Annotated in this window: 9 protein-coding genes, 2 tRNA genes and 3 rRNA genes; 1 reads left to right on the forward strand and 13 read right to left on the reverse strand. The window is 44.2% G+C overall.

Going from position 1 to position 14,879, the window contains the following annotated elements:
- Positions 1 to 40: 40 nt before the first annotated feature.
- The 8 genes from porN to J5A55_RS07095 all read right to left on the reverse strand — a co-directional run bounded on the left by porN (position 41) and on the right by J5A55_RS07095 (position 7,659).
- Positions 41 to 1,084 carry a type IX secretion system ring subunit PorN/GldN gene (gene porN / locus J5A55_RS07060; RefSeq protein ID WP_004383946.1) on the reverse strand — a complete coding sequence of 348 codons (1,044 nt, stop codon included), beginning with the start codon at positions 1,082 to 1,084 and terminating at the stop codon, positions 41 to 43.
- 79 nt (positions 1,085 to 1,163) lie between these two features.
- Positions 1,164 to 2,753, reverse strand: coding sequence for a type IX secretion system motor protein PorM/GldM (gene porM, locus J5A55_RS07065; RefSeq protein WP_004383947.1), 1,590 nt, complete (start codon positions 2,751 to 2,753; stop codon positions 1,164 to 1,166).
- A 64-nt stretch (positions 2,754 to 2,817) separates the two neighbouring features.
- Positions 2,818 to 3,615 carry a type IX secretion system motor protein PorL/GldL gene (porL, locus tag J5A55_RS07070; RefSeq protein WP_004383948.1) on the reverse strand — a complete coding sequence of 266 codons (798 nt, stop codon included), beginning with the start codon at positions 3,613 to 3,615 and terminating at the stop codon, positions 2,818 to 2,820.
- Entirely contained in the window at positions 3,615 to 5,096 is a 1,482-nt protein-coding gene (gene porK, locus J5A55_RS07075; protein ID WP_004383949.1) for a T9SS ring complex lipoprotein PorK/GldK, read from the reverse strand. Before porK ends, porL begins: the two co-directional genes overlap by 1 nt.
- Before the next feature lie 9 nt (positions 5,097 to 5,105).
- The gene (locus tag J5A55_RS07080; RefSeq protein ID WP_050755901.1) at positions 5,106 to 6,044 is read right to left on the reverse strand and encodes a PorP/SprF family type IX secretion system membrane protein; all 939 of its coding nucleotides are present in this window, start codon (positions 6,042 to 6,044) and stop codon (positions 5,106 to 5,108) included.
- Positions 6,045 to 6,177: 133 nt separating this feature from the next.
- Positions 6,178 to 6,399 carry a DUF2795 domain-containing protein gene (locus tag J5A55_RS07085; protein ID WP_004383951.1) on the reverse strand — a complete coding sequence of 74 codons (222 nt, stop codon included), beginning with the start codon at positions 6,397 to 6,399 and terminating at the stop codon, positions 6,178 to 6,180.
- A 52-nt stretch (positions 6,400 to 6,451) separates the two neighbouring features.
- A complete protein-coding gene (locus J5A55_RS07090; protein WP_004383952.1) occupies positions 6,452 to 7,048 on the reverse strand; it encodes a cob(I)yrinic acid a,c-diamide adenosyltransferase in 597 nt (198 codons plus the stop codon).
- A gap of 2 nt (positions 7,049 to 7,050) precedes the next feature.
- The gene (locus J5A55_RS07095) at positions 7,051 to 7,659 is read right to left on the reverse strand and encodes a hypothetical protein (protein ID WP_004383953.1); all 609 of its coding nucleotides are present in this window, start codon (positions 7,657 to 7,659) and stop codon (positions 7,051 to 7,053) included.
- A gap of 314 nt (positions 7,660 to 7,973) precedes the next feature.
- Between J5A55_RS07095 and J5A55_RS07100 the strand changes: the two genes are divergently transcribed.
- Positions 7,974 to 8,645, forward strand: a complete 672-nt coding sequence (locus tag J5A55_RS07100) for a hypothetical protein (RefSeq protein WP_004383954.1) — start codon at positions 7,974 to 7,976, stop codon at positions 8,643 to 8,645.
- Positions 8,646 to 9,355: 710 nt separating this feature from the next.
- On the opposite strand, the gene rrf is transcribed toward J5A55_RS07100, so the two are convergent.
- The 5 genes from rrf to J5A55_RS07125 form a co-directional block, all read right to left on the reverse strand.
- Positions 9,356 to 9,468: ribosomal RNA gene (gene rrf / locus J5A55_RS07105) — 5S ribosomal RNA — on the reverse strand.
- Between the two features lie 339 nt (positions 9,469 to 9,807).
- Positions 9,808 to 12,710, reverse strand: a 23S ribosomal RNA gene (locus tag J5A55_RS07110).
- Positions 12,711 to 12,901: 191 nt separating this feature from the next.
- Positions 12,902 to 12,975, reverse strand: a tRNA-Ala gene (locus J5A55_RS07115).
- Positions 12,976 to 13,042: 67 nt separating this feature from the next.
- Positions 13,043 to 13,116, reverse strand: a tRNA-Ile gene (locus J5A55_RS07120).
- Between the two features lie 184 nt (positions 13,117 to 13,300).
- Positions 13,301 to 14,831 (reverse strand): 16S ribosomal RNA (locus J5A55_RS07125).
- The 16S, 23S and 5S rRNA genes sit together here with 2 tRNA genes alongside, the layout of an rRNA operon.
- Positions 14,832 to 14,879: the final 48 nt, after the last annotated feature.

The raw sequence follows: 14,879 nt of genomic DNA on the forward strand, positions 1-14,879 counted from the left end.
CAATCTTTCAAATGTTTAATTTTATTATTAACTCTGTCATTTAATGACGCTCACGGCGGACAGTCACACGTGCAGGAGTCATACCAGAGCTACGCTCGGAAGTGGGACGACTACGGCGAACGCTGCGTGTTGATGTACCACTGGAGCGACGTCCACGAGTCAAACGTTTGCTTGCTTTCGCTGTATCTTGGCTTGCCGCAATACTATCAAGACTATCCTTACGAGCAGGATCTCCATAGATATGCTTCTCAAAATCAGCAAGCTCACGCTCTATCTTTTTCTGTTCTGTAGCCATTGCAGAATCGTTTGGACAATATTGTGCAAGCGTCTTTCCTAACAGATTGGTGGTCTTGTAAATCTTTCCTTTGTATAAGTTCATCGTGAAATAATCATCCACACTCATCGTAGCAGCATTGTTTAAGTTGCTAGTCATCATGGTTTGCTTAGAGAGGAAAGGGGCAAGGTCGTCATAGCGAACCCAGAATAATGGGTATTTAACCTCTCCATCTCCGAAGTCATCTTCGCGATACATGATTGGACAAAGTGCCACTACCTTACGATGGAAAGTTGATGTGCCTTGGTCATAATAAGCACTTTCCTTTAGATAATACCCTTTTACCTCGCTCGAAGGAATATCACTATTATCAAGACGGATGCCATGGTCTGTGCGTTCATAATAGATATGATAGTTGTCAAGGAACTGCAAGGGCTTTACACGGGCAGAGTCGGTAAAGACTTCGTTACCATCCATTCGATAATTATAAGCGGCAACACCTCCTCGATTAGGACCATTCATCATCAATTTGAAGATATAAGTAAAGAGATTCATCTGTGATCCTACGGGTTCAACAGGATAATAAAGTCCTGCATTCGCATCCTCATCCAACTTCAATTCACGATAGATATCACGACGCCAAACAACATCTTCTTGCAAAGGAGCAGCTGTTGGGAGAGATATCTGCGCACGTGTGGTAATCGTGTTAGCAGGCGATTGCGCCCTTTGCTGGTTACGTCTAGCAGCAGGCTGAGCACTGATGGCTAGTGCAAAGAAAACCGTACAGGTTATGAGAAATATCTTTTTCATTGTTTCTTTGTTTTATCTTTATGAGAGGAAAAAAGACCATCCCCTATATTTTATTCAGTTAGTTTTATCTAACAAATAGTTATCGAACAATAACCTCCATGTTGCGTCCATTGAGGGTTCGAGTGATTCCATCAGGTCCATGAACAACAACATTGGTAATATAGAAGCGCTTGTTACGACTCAACTGACGGAACTGCTCCTTCTGTTGAGATGAGAAAGAAGCGCCATTACTAGCCAATGGAACAGCATTACCCATATTATCAAAGAAGACAACACGGAAGCTTGTCACAGTGAACGGAATATCAAGTAATCCATCATCAATAGCCGCATGAATACCTGGAGCACCCATTAAGGCTGCTTTAGATAATGGTCCACTCTTAAAGCGATCACCCCCCATAGCAATGTAAGGAGATGGGTCTGGTAGCTTACGGACACGGAACTGATAGGCACCAACCTTGCGCCCCTTGGCTGATACTGAAATGGTAACAGGACTGCCGACTGCTGATGGTCGCGCTATGAAATGACCGCCACCACGTGCAATAAGTGTTCCTCCTGACATCGTTGCTTGTACATCGTTTTGAGCGGTATTAGGAATACTTATGGTAATTGGATTATCAAATCCAGCATACAATACATTCATCAAATCAGCTGCAATTGTGGCCATCCCATCGAAAGGAGGTATCTTTTGCATACCATTAGGATTAATGTATTCTTTAGGTTGTGGTCCACCAGTAACCCAATAGTCTTGTGCAAAATTACGGCGCAAAACATTACCTGCCATATCCTTCATAAGCATGTATCCACTCAAAGTATGCTTACCAGGAGCACCAGCTTTCACGGTCACTTGATTCCCTTGAATTAGTTGACCATTAACATACACCTGTGGTTGTTGAGTGGAATCTACTGCTGCCATAAACATTTGAGCAGTCATGGTTTCACCTGGATAGAGACGAGTTTGACTCGGAACAACGAATGCTTGCAATTTGTTAACACGTAAATCCTTCAAACCAACATTAGCCACCAACGTGTGTAAGACTTCCCCTTCCGCATAACGAACGTCGCTCTGTAACTTTGATAACAATGTTACAGCAGCTGCAACAGGCATGTTTTCAAACATATACTCCTGCCAGTTCTTTCCCATTGAGTGTTTCGGCACTGTCGTTGAGAGGTTACTTGCAATAATTTTCTTCTGCTGTGGATCTGTTACAAACTGTAAGATTCGACTGCGATAACTATTGATTGCATTGTATAACTTGCGCCCTTGCCCATTAGCAGGGTTCAACATTATATAACTGGCAGCCTCCAGATTGTCTTTACCTTCAATGTGCAAAGGATCACCTTTCTCACCATCTGCTTCACGGACAATGGCAACCTTCAATGACTGAGCATAATTATAGAGAGAATCACTCATCTCTCTAACAGTCGATGCCATCATAAACCACTCCTTAACCTTCTGTGGATTCTTCTGCATCATTTGGTCTAGTTCACCAAAGATCGCTTCATTCTCTTTCGATGAGTTATTCGTTGTACGATTCAAACTCTCCTCAACAACAGAGAAGCCATTGAGTACTTCCGTAGAAATATTCAATGCCAACATTGCCATGAGGACAACGTACATGAGGTTGATCATCTTCTGGCGTGGACTAATCTTTTTCTTCTTAATAGCCATTAATCCTATTTATTAGTATCAAGGAGACAACTTAACAACTTCTCCCCTACCATAATCTGTTAATTTATAAGCTTTCCGAAGTTGACTGCGGAGTAGTTGCCCCTGGTGCAGCAACACGCATATTCACAGTCATTGCCTCAATCATTCGAGCATAAATACTATTAAGTTGCTCTATTTGGTGAGCCATCTTACGGGTTTGTTCATTAATTTGATCAATAGTACCAATCTGCTGACTAGCTCCCTTGAGTTGCATTTCATAAACCTTTGCAATACCTGTAAGAGTACGATTGAGGTTCTCCATCTCCTCACTATCACGTGTAAGACGCTGACTCTGATCGTTCACCTTACCTAACATCTCTGTTAGATTCTGCAAAGCAGAGACATAATTTGTTTGTGCCTCTACCATCTCTGGCGTTTGTTGTTGAGCATCTGTAATAGCCTTACTCTGCTGTCCAACAACAGCAGCCGCTATATCATCAGCAGATGGAATAGCCTGCTGTACACGCTCAACATCTACCGATGAAACCGCAGAAGATTGTGGTTGTACAGCTGAAGAAGTAGACCTATTCTCTTCTTTCCCAGCTAGGTATTCATCTGTAACATGCGTCGGCAGCTCACGACCATCATCTGTTTTATCAAACGGACGATCGAATGCAGAGAGGAAAAACACTATAACCTCTGTACCCATACCAAGGTATAACATGATGTTAGCACCTGGTAAGTGAGTGAGCTTAAACAAGGCACCAAGGATTACAATTGATGCTCCCCAACTATAACCATAATTGAGGAAAGTTTGTCCAGGGACACTATCCATCCACTTTTGTAGATGGTAAATGAAGTTGAATTTACTATACTGTGTCATTATCTTTTCCTTTTCTTACTGCTTTTCTTATTCTCTTTTGCTGCTTCGCTAGACGAACTTGCGAGGCTACGAACACAACGGAATCCAATGTAACTACGCGGTTGATTCTGGTATTCCCAAGTACGCCATGCACTGCGAATGTAGCTCTCCGGATCCTTCCAACTACCACCTCTTACACTCTTCTTCTTGAGTCTATAAGGGTCTTCTTTGGCTGCTTTATAGTCTAACTGTGGGTTTAAATCGTTCATCGCATCCACACCTGCTTCAGTATAAACGGTACTTGTCCATTCAGCAACATTACCTGCCATATCGTAAAGACCATTGGAATTGGCACCATAAATGCCTACCTTACTTGTAATCAGATTTCCGTCCTTCGTGTAATTACCACGATCTGGCTTGAAGTTAGCATAGAAACAACCATTGCCATTCTTAACATTCTGGTTGTCCCAAGGGAACTCGTCTTGATTCTTTCCACGTGCAGCATACTCCCATTCAGCCTCTGTCGGCAGTCGATAACGCTGTACATAACGAGCCTCACGACCTAATCCTTTCAATAGATATTCCGTTCTCCAGGCACAGAAAGCATTGGCTTGTTCCCACGTAACTCCCACTACTGGATAGTTATTATAGGTTGGGTTGCTGAAATAATTACGTAAGTATATCTCATTATCTGAGTTTCGGAAATCGTTTACCCAGCAAGTTGTATCTGGATAGATATTAACGATGTAAGTATTCAAGAAGTCCCAAGGACCTGTTAATGGGCGGTTGATTGTTTCTTGATGAATGTTTCCTTCATCATCAACATAGGCTGTATCCTTAGAAATCATCACTACTTCACTAGGATCAACCTTTATATCTGTATTCAAATTACGCTCCTGTGGATTCAAACGATTACGACGCAAAGCCGCTGTCGTATAATCATAAATCTCATAGCGATAATTCATCTGTTTTGCATCAAGACTCTTCTCCCCTGTTACTGGATTAGTAACAAACATACTTTCATAAGCTCTTTGCTCATCTTCATTGAACTTTCGTGGCAATCGTTTGTTCCAATTGATATGGGGCTTAACAGGGTCTCCATTCTTGTCCTCTGTGATCATATAGGTCTCATCACCACCATAGGCAGGGTCGGCTAAACGTGTACGAAGAATGGAATCACGCACCCACTCCACAAATTGCTTATACTCGGAATTGGTGACCTCGGTCTCATCCATCCAAAAACCATCTACAGATATATCCTTTACTGGAGTCTTCTTTCCCCAAAGAGAATCCTGCTTGTCTAAACCCATGTGTAGCCATCCACGCTTCACGAGGGTCATACCATAAGGTGTTGGTTCACGAAAACTACCACCTTTGCCAACACCAGTGACCTCACCACCGCGCCCTGATGAAGAAGCTGTCTTACCAGAGAAACAACCAGTGAGAGAGCTTAGCAAGAGTGTACCAAGACAAATGGTTAATATTCTTTTCTTCATTTTCATATCTCGTTCTTATAGAAATCTTACGCTTTTATGCTTGTTTCGTCCTTTCTTTTGAAGGTTTATGTCTGTTTGATAACTTACAAACAACTCATGGTTACCATTGCCGAAAGCAGCAGAACCGGTGTACATCTCATAGCTATAACCAACATTGATTCCATGGAAAGAGCCACCAACGTAGGCGGTGACAGAATTTGTTGGACTATAAGAGACACCTCCGTACAGAACTTTCTTATCATTGGTATAGACCAAACGGGTTGTGATGTCGGCACGATAGGCAGTACCATCATACCGCCCTAAAACAGACACTGGTATATTAAGAAACGGATTCCTCAATTTTATATTGTATCCTCCTGTCAAATAATAGGTACGATCTATTTGTAATTGATTCTTATCTCCTATTTCTAACAAGGGGGCATTCAAATGCTGAACAGATACTCCTGCGTACCAGTTCTTATGGGTATAATAGAGTCCTACACCTAAATCCAAACTGTTTCCATTAGCTTCGGTTGTAAGCAAAGCAGGGTCGCTTGCTTCAGCTGGATCAAGCTTACTTCCATCGAATTTATCGAACAAAACACCCACTTGTACACCTGCCGAAAGCATGCCTCCCCATAACGTCTTACGGAAAGCATATTGTCCTGCGATACGCTGATGAGTGAAGGCTCCTATCTTATCATTCAATATTGACACGCCCACGCCATGGTATTGTTTCATGAAAAAAACAGGCATATCACCTCCCACATAGAAAGTATTTGGATTATGCTCATAGCCTGCGAAGTCTAAAGCGTAGGCTCCAATAACATTTAATTTATTATCTTTTCCAACGGTTGCAGGGTTGAACGAAGGTTCCATAGCCCAATAGTGACTATAGGACGGATCGAACTGTGCTTTGGTAGAAGTTACTGCCAAGCTCATTAGAATGATTATGAGAAATAAGCGTTTAAACACGCTTTTATAACGGAGGGTGTAGTAGTTTATTGCTATTAAGAGCAATTTTTATTTATTATATCAGCATACTCTTGGATAACAAAAAAGGTTACTCACATCTTACACATGAGTAACCTATTTCTGTTTCAACGCCTTAATATTCGTCTTCATTCCATAAGAAATCATCCTTAGAAGGATAATCTGGCCAAATATCTTCTATGCTATCGTAGACATCTCCTTCATCTTCTATCTCTTGCAAGTTCTCTAGGACTTCAAGAGGTGCACCTGATCGTATAGCATAGTCGATTAACTCCTCTTTAGTTGCTGGCCATGGAGCATCTTCCAATTTAGAGGCCAATTCCAATGTCCAATACATATTCTTATTTCTTTACATGTTCTTAGTTCGTGCAAAAGTAATATATTATTTCTTATCTACAAGCATTTTCCCACGTTTTTTCACTATTATCACTCTTAATGTTTAAATAACGTGACAAGATGAAGAAATAATCTGATAATCTGTTCATAAACGGGAATATCTCTTCTGGAATTTGGGCTACTTTTGATAGCGTGATAATACGTCGCTCTGCTCGACGACATACCGTCCTACAAACGTGACATTGGGCTGACATGAGGCAACCACCTGGATAAATGAAATTGTGTTGGGCGGGAATAGCAGCGGTTAGCCCATCTATCTGATGTTCCAATTGCACGACTAAGGCTGATACAGAAGGGAGTTTTGAAGTTATGGATGATTCTTTTGCCAACGCTCCACCTACCACAAAGAGTTCGTTCTGCAGTTCTTCCAGGAAAGAATCGATGGATAAATTCATATTCTGGGACGTATGTCCTTCTTTGAGATTATCGCTTATTTGAGATTGTAGAAGTAGGGACTTCAATACACCAATATGGGCATTCAACTCGTCAACAGTTCCATAGGCTTCCACCTGAATATCGTCCTTTGACACTCGTTTTCCCCCACATAAGGAGGTCATCCCGTTATCGCCTGTCTTTGTATATAGCTTCATGTTTAGAAATTAACAATATAATCTTGCTTAATCATGGTCTTGTCTAGAAAGATTAAACCGCAATAGTATAAATCAAAGGTGATACCTGTACGTTCATCGGCAACTAAACTTTTCCAGTAAGCCTCCGTCTCTTTATTGCGCTTGATATGCTCTATAATCAAGACAGAAGTCGATGGGAGAAGGTCTATAGCTTTATCGATAAACTCACGATAGTTGCCTCTTAAACTGGCACGAACAATACTATTATCACCAACTTCCGCAAGTATTCGGATATAGGATTCTGGTGTTGTATCTTGCGAAATAAGCTGATAGAGGGTCTTCTTAGCACCTGCTAAGGTATAAATTTTATAACAGGAAGAGAATGGAAGATAGTCTATAAAACTATGAGGCTGCTGGAAATTAGCGATTCGGAAATAGAGTCTGCAGAGCTTACGAACACGCTTATTAATTCCATAGACCTGCTGTTTCAGTTGAGCATACTTATAATATGGATAGTGCTCATTCACCACGTAACGAATAAACTTGTAGGCCCAAGGCGATTGCACACCGAACCCTCGAGAGTACTGTGCACGTCTTAGCCATACAACGGATCGTTTAATGAAGTATATCATATTGATTGTAATGCGATTAGCAAAAGTAACGTTTTTTTCTTAAAAAGCATATATATACCATGGGAAAACGATAGAAAATCATACATAATAGGTACGCTTTTCTTCCCTGTCATTGTTATTACTAATACAAGAGGGCGCTTCTTCAATCATAGAAGACGCCTCTTTGAGGGCAAGGAAAGGCTCTCCTTGAATGGAGAAGAGCCTCTATTACGATTCTTCACACCTACACATCAAACAAAAGATGGAACAAAAAATAACGATGAGCTGTAATTTTATTATCTTTGCAGTAATATAATTAAAATCTATATCACAGTATGAAAAGAAGATTCTTAGTACTACTATTAACTGGTATTGCTCTCTCGTTGAACGCTCAACAACCCAAACACGAATTAATATGGAGCTTCGGATTAGGGGACGAGCCACATTTGAAGAGTGTTAGAAACAATTACGTTAAACAGTTTCAACTTGAAGATGATGCTTCATTATTCTCTTCGTTTCAGAATATCAACAGCTCTCTTAACATGGAATATATCTATCATCTGAATAAGAGATGGGCGGTAGGAACAGATATTAGCTATACTGAAGCAGCTGCAAAAGGAGCACATCGACCATTGACTGAAGAAGAGAAGGATAACCCTTTCAGACTGATTTTTGAAGGACTTTTCTACTCTATATTTCCTAATGATGAACTGAAGTTATCGAGTAAAGCGTGGACTGTTATGCCGGAAGTGCATTACACATGGCTCGGAAATAGGAACTTTACACTATATTCAAAGGTCGGAATGGGGATAAGCTACTATCAACTAAGATCAAAAAGTAGCAACTTTCCTAATATCAAAGAGAATAAAATGAGACTTGTCTACCAATTATCGCCTGTTGGCATAGAGCTTGGAAGCCATCGTCTCCGCTTCACTTCAGAGCTAGGCTATGGTCTGCAAGGTATGTGGAATATTGGTCTCGCATATTATATAGGTAAGGGCAATTAAACAAATAACACAAGACACTCAAAAAATTGTTCGCGAACTCTTCCCAATTTGTTCGCGAACTTTTCTTGAATTGTTCGCGAACAATTTTGATTTTGTTCGCGAACAATTTTTAGCCTGTCTTAGAAGTGCTTCTTCTTGGTGCTTTCATAAAGTCTTATTGGCGTAAGATTATTAAGGTAAGGCTCGAATTGTTAACATCTACGAAATATACTTTCGTGGGGCACGGGTTATACTTCTGTGCCCCACGGGTCGTACAGCCGTACTTCATAAGTCCTACGACTAGGATAAGGGTGTTAAACACTCTTGGGCAAAGGTGTTAAACACTCTTAGGCAAGGGTGTTAAACACTCTTGGGCAAGGGTGTTAAACACTCTTGGGCAAAGGTGTTAAACACTCTTGGGTAAAGGTGTTAAACACTCTTGGATAAGGGTGTTAAACACTCTTGAGTAAAGGTGTTAAACACCCTTTATGCACATCCTACGTATCTCGGTAATTACGCTCTTTCAGCATTACTTCCCTGCGGACGGTAAGCGATTGTACGGAGAGGATTGGGGAGAAAATTGGGGAGAGGCTGGGGAAAGAGTTGGGGAAGGGTTAGGAAGAACTGTTGAGGAGGGATGGGACGATGGGATTGAGAGTTATAGTTTGAGAGTGAGACGAACAAAAAAAAGAGAGCCTCGAAGATTTCTCTTCAAAGCTCTCTCATATTAAAGAAGGCGGCGACCTACTCTCCCGCATTGCATTGCAGTACCATCGGCGCAGACGGGCTTAACTTCTCTGTTCGGAATGGGAAGAGGTGGAACCCCGACGCAATAACCACCTAATGTCTTGTTCGGTTGACTGGTTTTGAAGTTGACAAGTTAACTAGTTGTTTGTCTTTATTCTTGTCTTCCTTCTGTCTTCTTATCAGTAGATTCGTTATTAAACATTGTCCTTAGAACTAATAACTTGTTTACTCGTTCACTTTTAACTCGCTTTCTTGTACACTTTTAACTTGTCTACTCGTATACTTGTTAACTCGTCTACTGACTTGTCAGCCGTATAAGGTGACGTATTTCCACAAGCAAAACATTATAGAACTTTTCTACTTCTATCAAGAAGATTACACAGCTCAAAGTCTGAGTCACTGGTCCCCGCTCTCCACTCTAGGGAGGCGGGAGACCCGAAGAAAGTTTCGGGCAATTAGTAGTGCTCGGCTTTGACGTCACCGTCTTTACACCTACACCCTATCAACGTCATCGTCTATGACGACCCTTATGAGGAGTTCTCATCTTGCGGCTGGCTTCGCACTTAGATGCTTTCAGCGCTTATCCAATCCAGACTCAGATACCCAGCGGTGCACCTGGCGGCACAACTGGTAAACCGGAGGTCTGTCCAACACGGTCCTCTCGTACTAGTGTCAGCACCACGCAAAACTCCAACGCCCACGATAGATAGAGACCGAACTGTCTCACGACGTTCTGAACCCAGCTCGCGTGCCACTTTAATGGGCGAACAGCCCAACCCTTGGGACCTTCTCCAGCCCCAGGATGTGACGAGCCGACATCGAGGTGCCAAACCACCCCGTCGATATGAGCTCTTGGGGGGGATCAGCCTGTTATCCCCGGAGTACCTTTTATCCTTTGAGCGACGGAGTTTCCATACACATCCGCCGGATCACTATGCCCCAGTTTCCTGCCTGCTCGGCATGTCTGCCTCCCAGTCAAGCGCCCTTATGCCATTGCACTCTATGAGACCGGTTACCAATCGGTCCGAGGGCACCTTTGGAAGCCTCCGTTACGCTTTTGGAGGCGACCACCCCAGTCAAACTACCCACCAAGCAGTGTCCACGCAATCTGCGTGTTAGACCTCAGACAGCCAAAGGACCGTATTTCAAGGATGGCTCCACGAATGCTGGCGCACCCGCTTCGAAGCCTCCGGCCTATCCTACACATCGGATGACCAAGGTCAATGCTAAGCTGTAGTAAAGGTTCACGGGGTCTTTTCGTCCCATCGCGGGTAATCGGCATCTTCACCGATACTACAATTTCACTGAGATCATGGTTGAGACAGCGTCCGGATCATTACACCATTCGTGCAGGTCGGAACTTACCCGACAAGGAATTTCGCTACCTTAGGACCGTTATAGTTACGGCCGCCGTTTACTGGGGCTTCAATTCAATGCTTCCTATTGCTAGTGACATCTCCTCTTAACCTTCCAGCACCGGGCAGGTGTCAGGCTGTATACCTCATCTTTCGAGTTTGCACAGCCCTGTGTTTTTGTTAAACAGTTGCCTGGACCTATTCTCTGCGCCTCATATTGCTATGAGGACCCCTTATCCCGAAGTTACGGGGTCAATTTGCCTAGTTCCTTAACCATGAATCTCTCAACGCCTTAGTATATTCTACCCGACCACGTGTGTCCGTTTGCGGTACGGGTCGTATGAACATTAAGTTTAGCGGATTTTCTCGGAAGTATGATTACCTGCACTCAACTCTTCCCGAAGGAAGTGTTGTACTTTCGTGGTTCAGCTCAAGTGGTGGATTTGCCTGCCACTCTCATAACCTACACACTTAAACGCCCTATTCCGTCAGGGCGCGGCAGTGTCACTGCTCCGTCTCCACATCACTGAACATACGAGTTGCGGAATATTAACCGCATCTGCCATCGCCTTCGCCGTTCGGCTGAGACTTAGGACCCGACTAACCCCGGGCTGATTGGCATCGCCCGGGAAACCTCGGTCTTTCGGCGAAAGGGAATCTCACCCTTTTTATCGTTACTTATACCTACATTTGCTTTTCCATAAACTCCAGGATCAGTTACCTTCACCATTCGACGTCGATGGAATGCTCCCCTACCGATACTTTTAATTTACATTACTATCCCGCGCCTTCGGTATCTGACTTATACCCGATTATTATCCATGCCCAGACCCTCGACTAGTGAGCTGTTACGCACTCTTTGAATGAATGGCTGCTTCCAAGCCAACATCCTAGCTGTCACGGGGACCAGACTTCGTTAGACTAACTTAGACAGAATTTCGGGACCTTAGACGGCGGTCTGGATTCTTCTCCTCTCGGGGACGGACCTTAGCACCCGCCCCCTTACTGCACATCTGCTGTCCATAAGCATTCGGAGTTCGTCAGGTCTCGATAGGCGGTGAAGCCCTCTTGACCTATCGGTCGCTCTACCTCTTATGGAGATCGATGCACGCGGCACCTAAATGCCTTTCGGGGAGTACGAGCTATCTCCAAGTTTGATTGGCCTTTCACTCCTACACTCACCTCATCGGGAAGCTTTTCAACGCTTATCCGTGCGGTCCTCCATTCGGTGTTACCCGAACTTCAACCTGGGCAAGTGTAGATCACTTGGTTTCGCGTCTACCCCATCTGACTTGACGCCCTGTTCAGGCTCGCTTTCACTACGGATGCGCATCTCATGACGCTTATCCTTGCCAGACATGGTAACTCGTAGGTTCATTATGCAAAAGGCACGCCGTCACTGAATTAACAGCTCCGACCGCTTGTAGGCGCATGGTTTCAGGAACTATTTCACTCTCCTCATCGGAGTGCTTTTCACCTTTCCTTCACAGTACTCGTTCACTATCGGTCTCACGGGAGTATTTAGCCTTACCGGATGGTCCCGGCGGATTCGCGCAGAATTTCACGTGTTCCGCGTTACTCAGGATACCACTACGTCTCGTCATGCTTCGAATACGGGATTATCACCCTCTATGATTGTTCTTTCCAGAACATTCTTCTCACAATCTAAGTACGACAGCGTGGTCCTACAACCCCAGTGGCGCATTGCTACGTCACTGGTTTGGGCTATTCCCCGTTCGCTCGCCACTACTAGGGGAATCATTAGTTTATTTTCTCTTCCTAGAGGTACTAAGATGTTTCAGTTCCCTCCGTTTGCCTCACTACGTCTGTAGTGATAGCAGGTCTTCAACCTGCTGGGTTGTCCCATTCGGAAATCCTTGGATCAATGGTTATTTGCACCTACCCAAGGCTTATCGCAGCTTATCACGTCCTTCGTCGCCTCCGTGAGCCAAGGCATCCGCCATGCGCCCTTTCTTACTTTCTTCGCCTTCTTCGTAATTACTTACAAAGAATGTAGCTCATACTTTCAGCTGTTGTGTGATTCTAAAGAATTTGAAGTTTTAACCTTCAATAATTAGAATACTAATTCTTCCATTTAAAAGAAAGAATCGTTCTACTTTACAGTCTTGCTTGTGTCAATATGTCAAAGATCTTGTGCTGTATAAAACAGCGAAGTGGAGAATAACGGATTCGAACCGTTGACCCCCTGCTTGCAAAGCAGGTGCTCTAGCCAACTGAGCTAATCCCCCAAGGGAATTTTAGAGTATTGAATTAGAAGTTTTAATTTAGAAACTCTACATTCAATAATAAAAGAAGTAGTCCCAGGCAGACTTGAACTGCCGACCTCCACATTATCAGTGTGGCGCTCTAACCAACTGAGCTATAGGACTGAGTTGGAAGAAAGCTTGTGGTGTTTCTACCTGACTTCCTTTTCTCTTATTCTTAATAACAGTTTCAGTGAGTACAAGAAGAAAAACGAACCAAAGGTTCTTCTCTTATCTTGAGTACCGTTAACTCGTCAACTCATATACTTAAATACTTGTCAACTTACTAACTAATAAACATTCTCTCCAGAAAGGAGGTGTTCCAGCCGCACCTTCCGGTACGGCTACCTTGTTACGACTTAGCCCCAATCACCAGTTTTGCCCTAGGCCGATCCTTGCGGTCACGGACTTCAGGCACCCCCGGCTTTCATGGCTTGACGGGCGGTGTGTACAAGGCCCGGGAACGTATTCACCGCGCCATGGCTGATGCGCGATTACTAGCGAATCCAGCTTCGTGGGGTCGGGTTGCAGACCCCAGTCCGAACTGGGACCGGCTTTCAAGATTGGATGCAATTTGCATTACACCGTCCCTCTGTACCGGCCATTGTAACACGTGTGTAGCCCCGGACGTAAGGGCCGTGCTGATTTGACGTCATCCCCACCTTCCTCACACCTTACGGTGGCAGTGTCTCCAGAGTGCCCAGCATCACCTGATGGCAACTGAAGAGAGGGGTTGCGCTCGTTATGGCACTTAAGCCGACACCTCACGGCACGAGCTGACGACAACCATGCAGCACCTTCACAGAGACCCCGAAGGGCGTCATTATCTCTAAATCCTTCCTCTGCAATTCAAGCCCGGGTAAGGTTCCTCGCGTATCATCGAATTAAACCACATGTTCCTCCGCTTGTGCGGGCCCCCGTCAATTCCTTTGAGTTTCACCGTTGCCGGCGTACTCCCCAGGTGGGATGCTTAATGCTTTCGCTTAGCCGCTGATACTAGGTACCAACAGCGGGCATCCATCGTTTACTGTGCGGACTACCAGGGTATCTAATCCTGTTCGATACCCGCACCTTCGAGCTTAAGCGTCAGTGGCGCTCCCGTCAGCTGCCTTCGCAATCGGAGTTCTTCGTCATATCTAAGCATTTCACCGCTACACGACGAATTCCGCCAACGTTGTGCGTACTCAAGGAAAACAGTATGCGCTGCAAGTCAGACGTTGAGCGTCTACATTTCACAACACACTTAATCTCCGGCCTACGCTCCCTTTAAACCCAATAAATCCGGATAACGCCCGAACCTTCCGTATTACCGCGGCTGCTGGCACGGAATTAGCCGGTCCTTATTCGTATGGTACCTGCAAACAATCACACGTGATTGACTTTATCCCCATACAAAAGCAGTTTACAACCCATAGGGCCGTCATCCTGCACGCTACTTGGCTGGTTCAGGCTCTCGCCCATTGACCAATATTCCTCACTGCTGCCTCCCGTAGGAGTTTGGACCGTGTCTCAGTTCCAATGTGGGGGACCTTCCTCTCAGAACCCCTACTGATCGTTGCCTTGGTGGGCTGTTACCCCACCAACAAGCTAATCAGACGCATCCCCATCCATAACCGATAAATCTTTCATTCTCTTCTGATGTCATCTAAGAATTACATAAGGTATTAGTCTGCCTTTCGGCAGGTTATCCCTTAGTTATGGGAAGGTTGGATACGCGTTACTCACCCGTGCGCCGGTCGACGTCCGAAGAGTGCAAGCACTCAACGCCGTTTCCCCTCGACTTGCATGTGTTAAGCCTGTAGCTAGCGTTCATCCTGAGCCAGGATCAAACTCTCCATTGTAAAATATCATTTGTGACAACTTATATAAATACAAGCCATCTGTTTGTC

The sequence above is a fragment of the Prevotella veroralis genome (assembly GCF_018127765.1).
Taxonomy (GTDB): Bacteria; Bacteroidota; Bacteroidia; order Bacteroidales; family Bacteroidaceae; genus Prevotella; species Prevotella veroralis.

Excerpts from the sequence above, each read along its gene's own strand:
- J5A55_RS07095 (WP_004383953.1), bottom strand. The coding sequence starts at position 7,659 with ATGATATACTTCATTAAACGATCCGTTGTATGGCTAAGACGTGCACAG.
- porM (WP_004383947.1), bottom strand. The coding sequence starts at position 2,753 with ATGGCTATTAAGAAGAAAAAGATTAGTCCACGCCAGAAGATGATCAAC.
- porN (WP_004383946.1), bottom strand. The coding sequence starts at position 1,084 with ATGAAAAAGATATTTCTCATAACCTGTACGGTTTTCTTTGCACTAGCC.
- J5A55_RS07100 (WP_004383954.1), top strand. The coding sequence starts at position 7,974 with ATGAAAAGAAGATTCTTAGTACTACTATTAACTGGTATTGCTCTCTCG.
- J5A55_RS07090 (WP_004383952.1), bottom strand. The coding sequence starts at position 7,048 with ATGAAGCTATATACAAAGACAGGCGATAACGGGATGACCTCCTTATGT.
- porL (WP_004383948.1), bottom strand. The coding sequence starts at position 3,615 with ATGACACAGTATAGTAAATTCAACTTCATTTACCATCTACAAAAGTGG.
- porK (WP_004383949.1), bottom strand. The coding sequence starts at position 5,096 with ATGAAAATGAAGAAAAGAATATTAACCATTTGTCTTGGTACACTCTTG.
- J5A55_RS07085 (WP_004383951.1), bottom strand. The coding sequence starts at position 6,399 with ATGTATTGGACATTGGAATTGGCCTCTAAATTGGAAGATGCTCCATGG.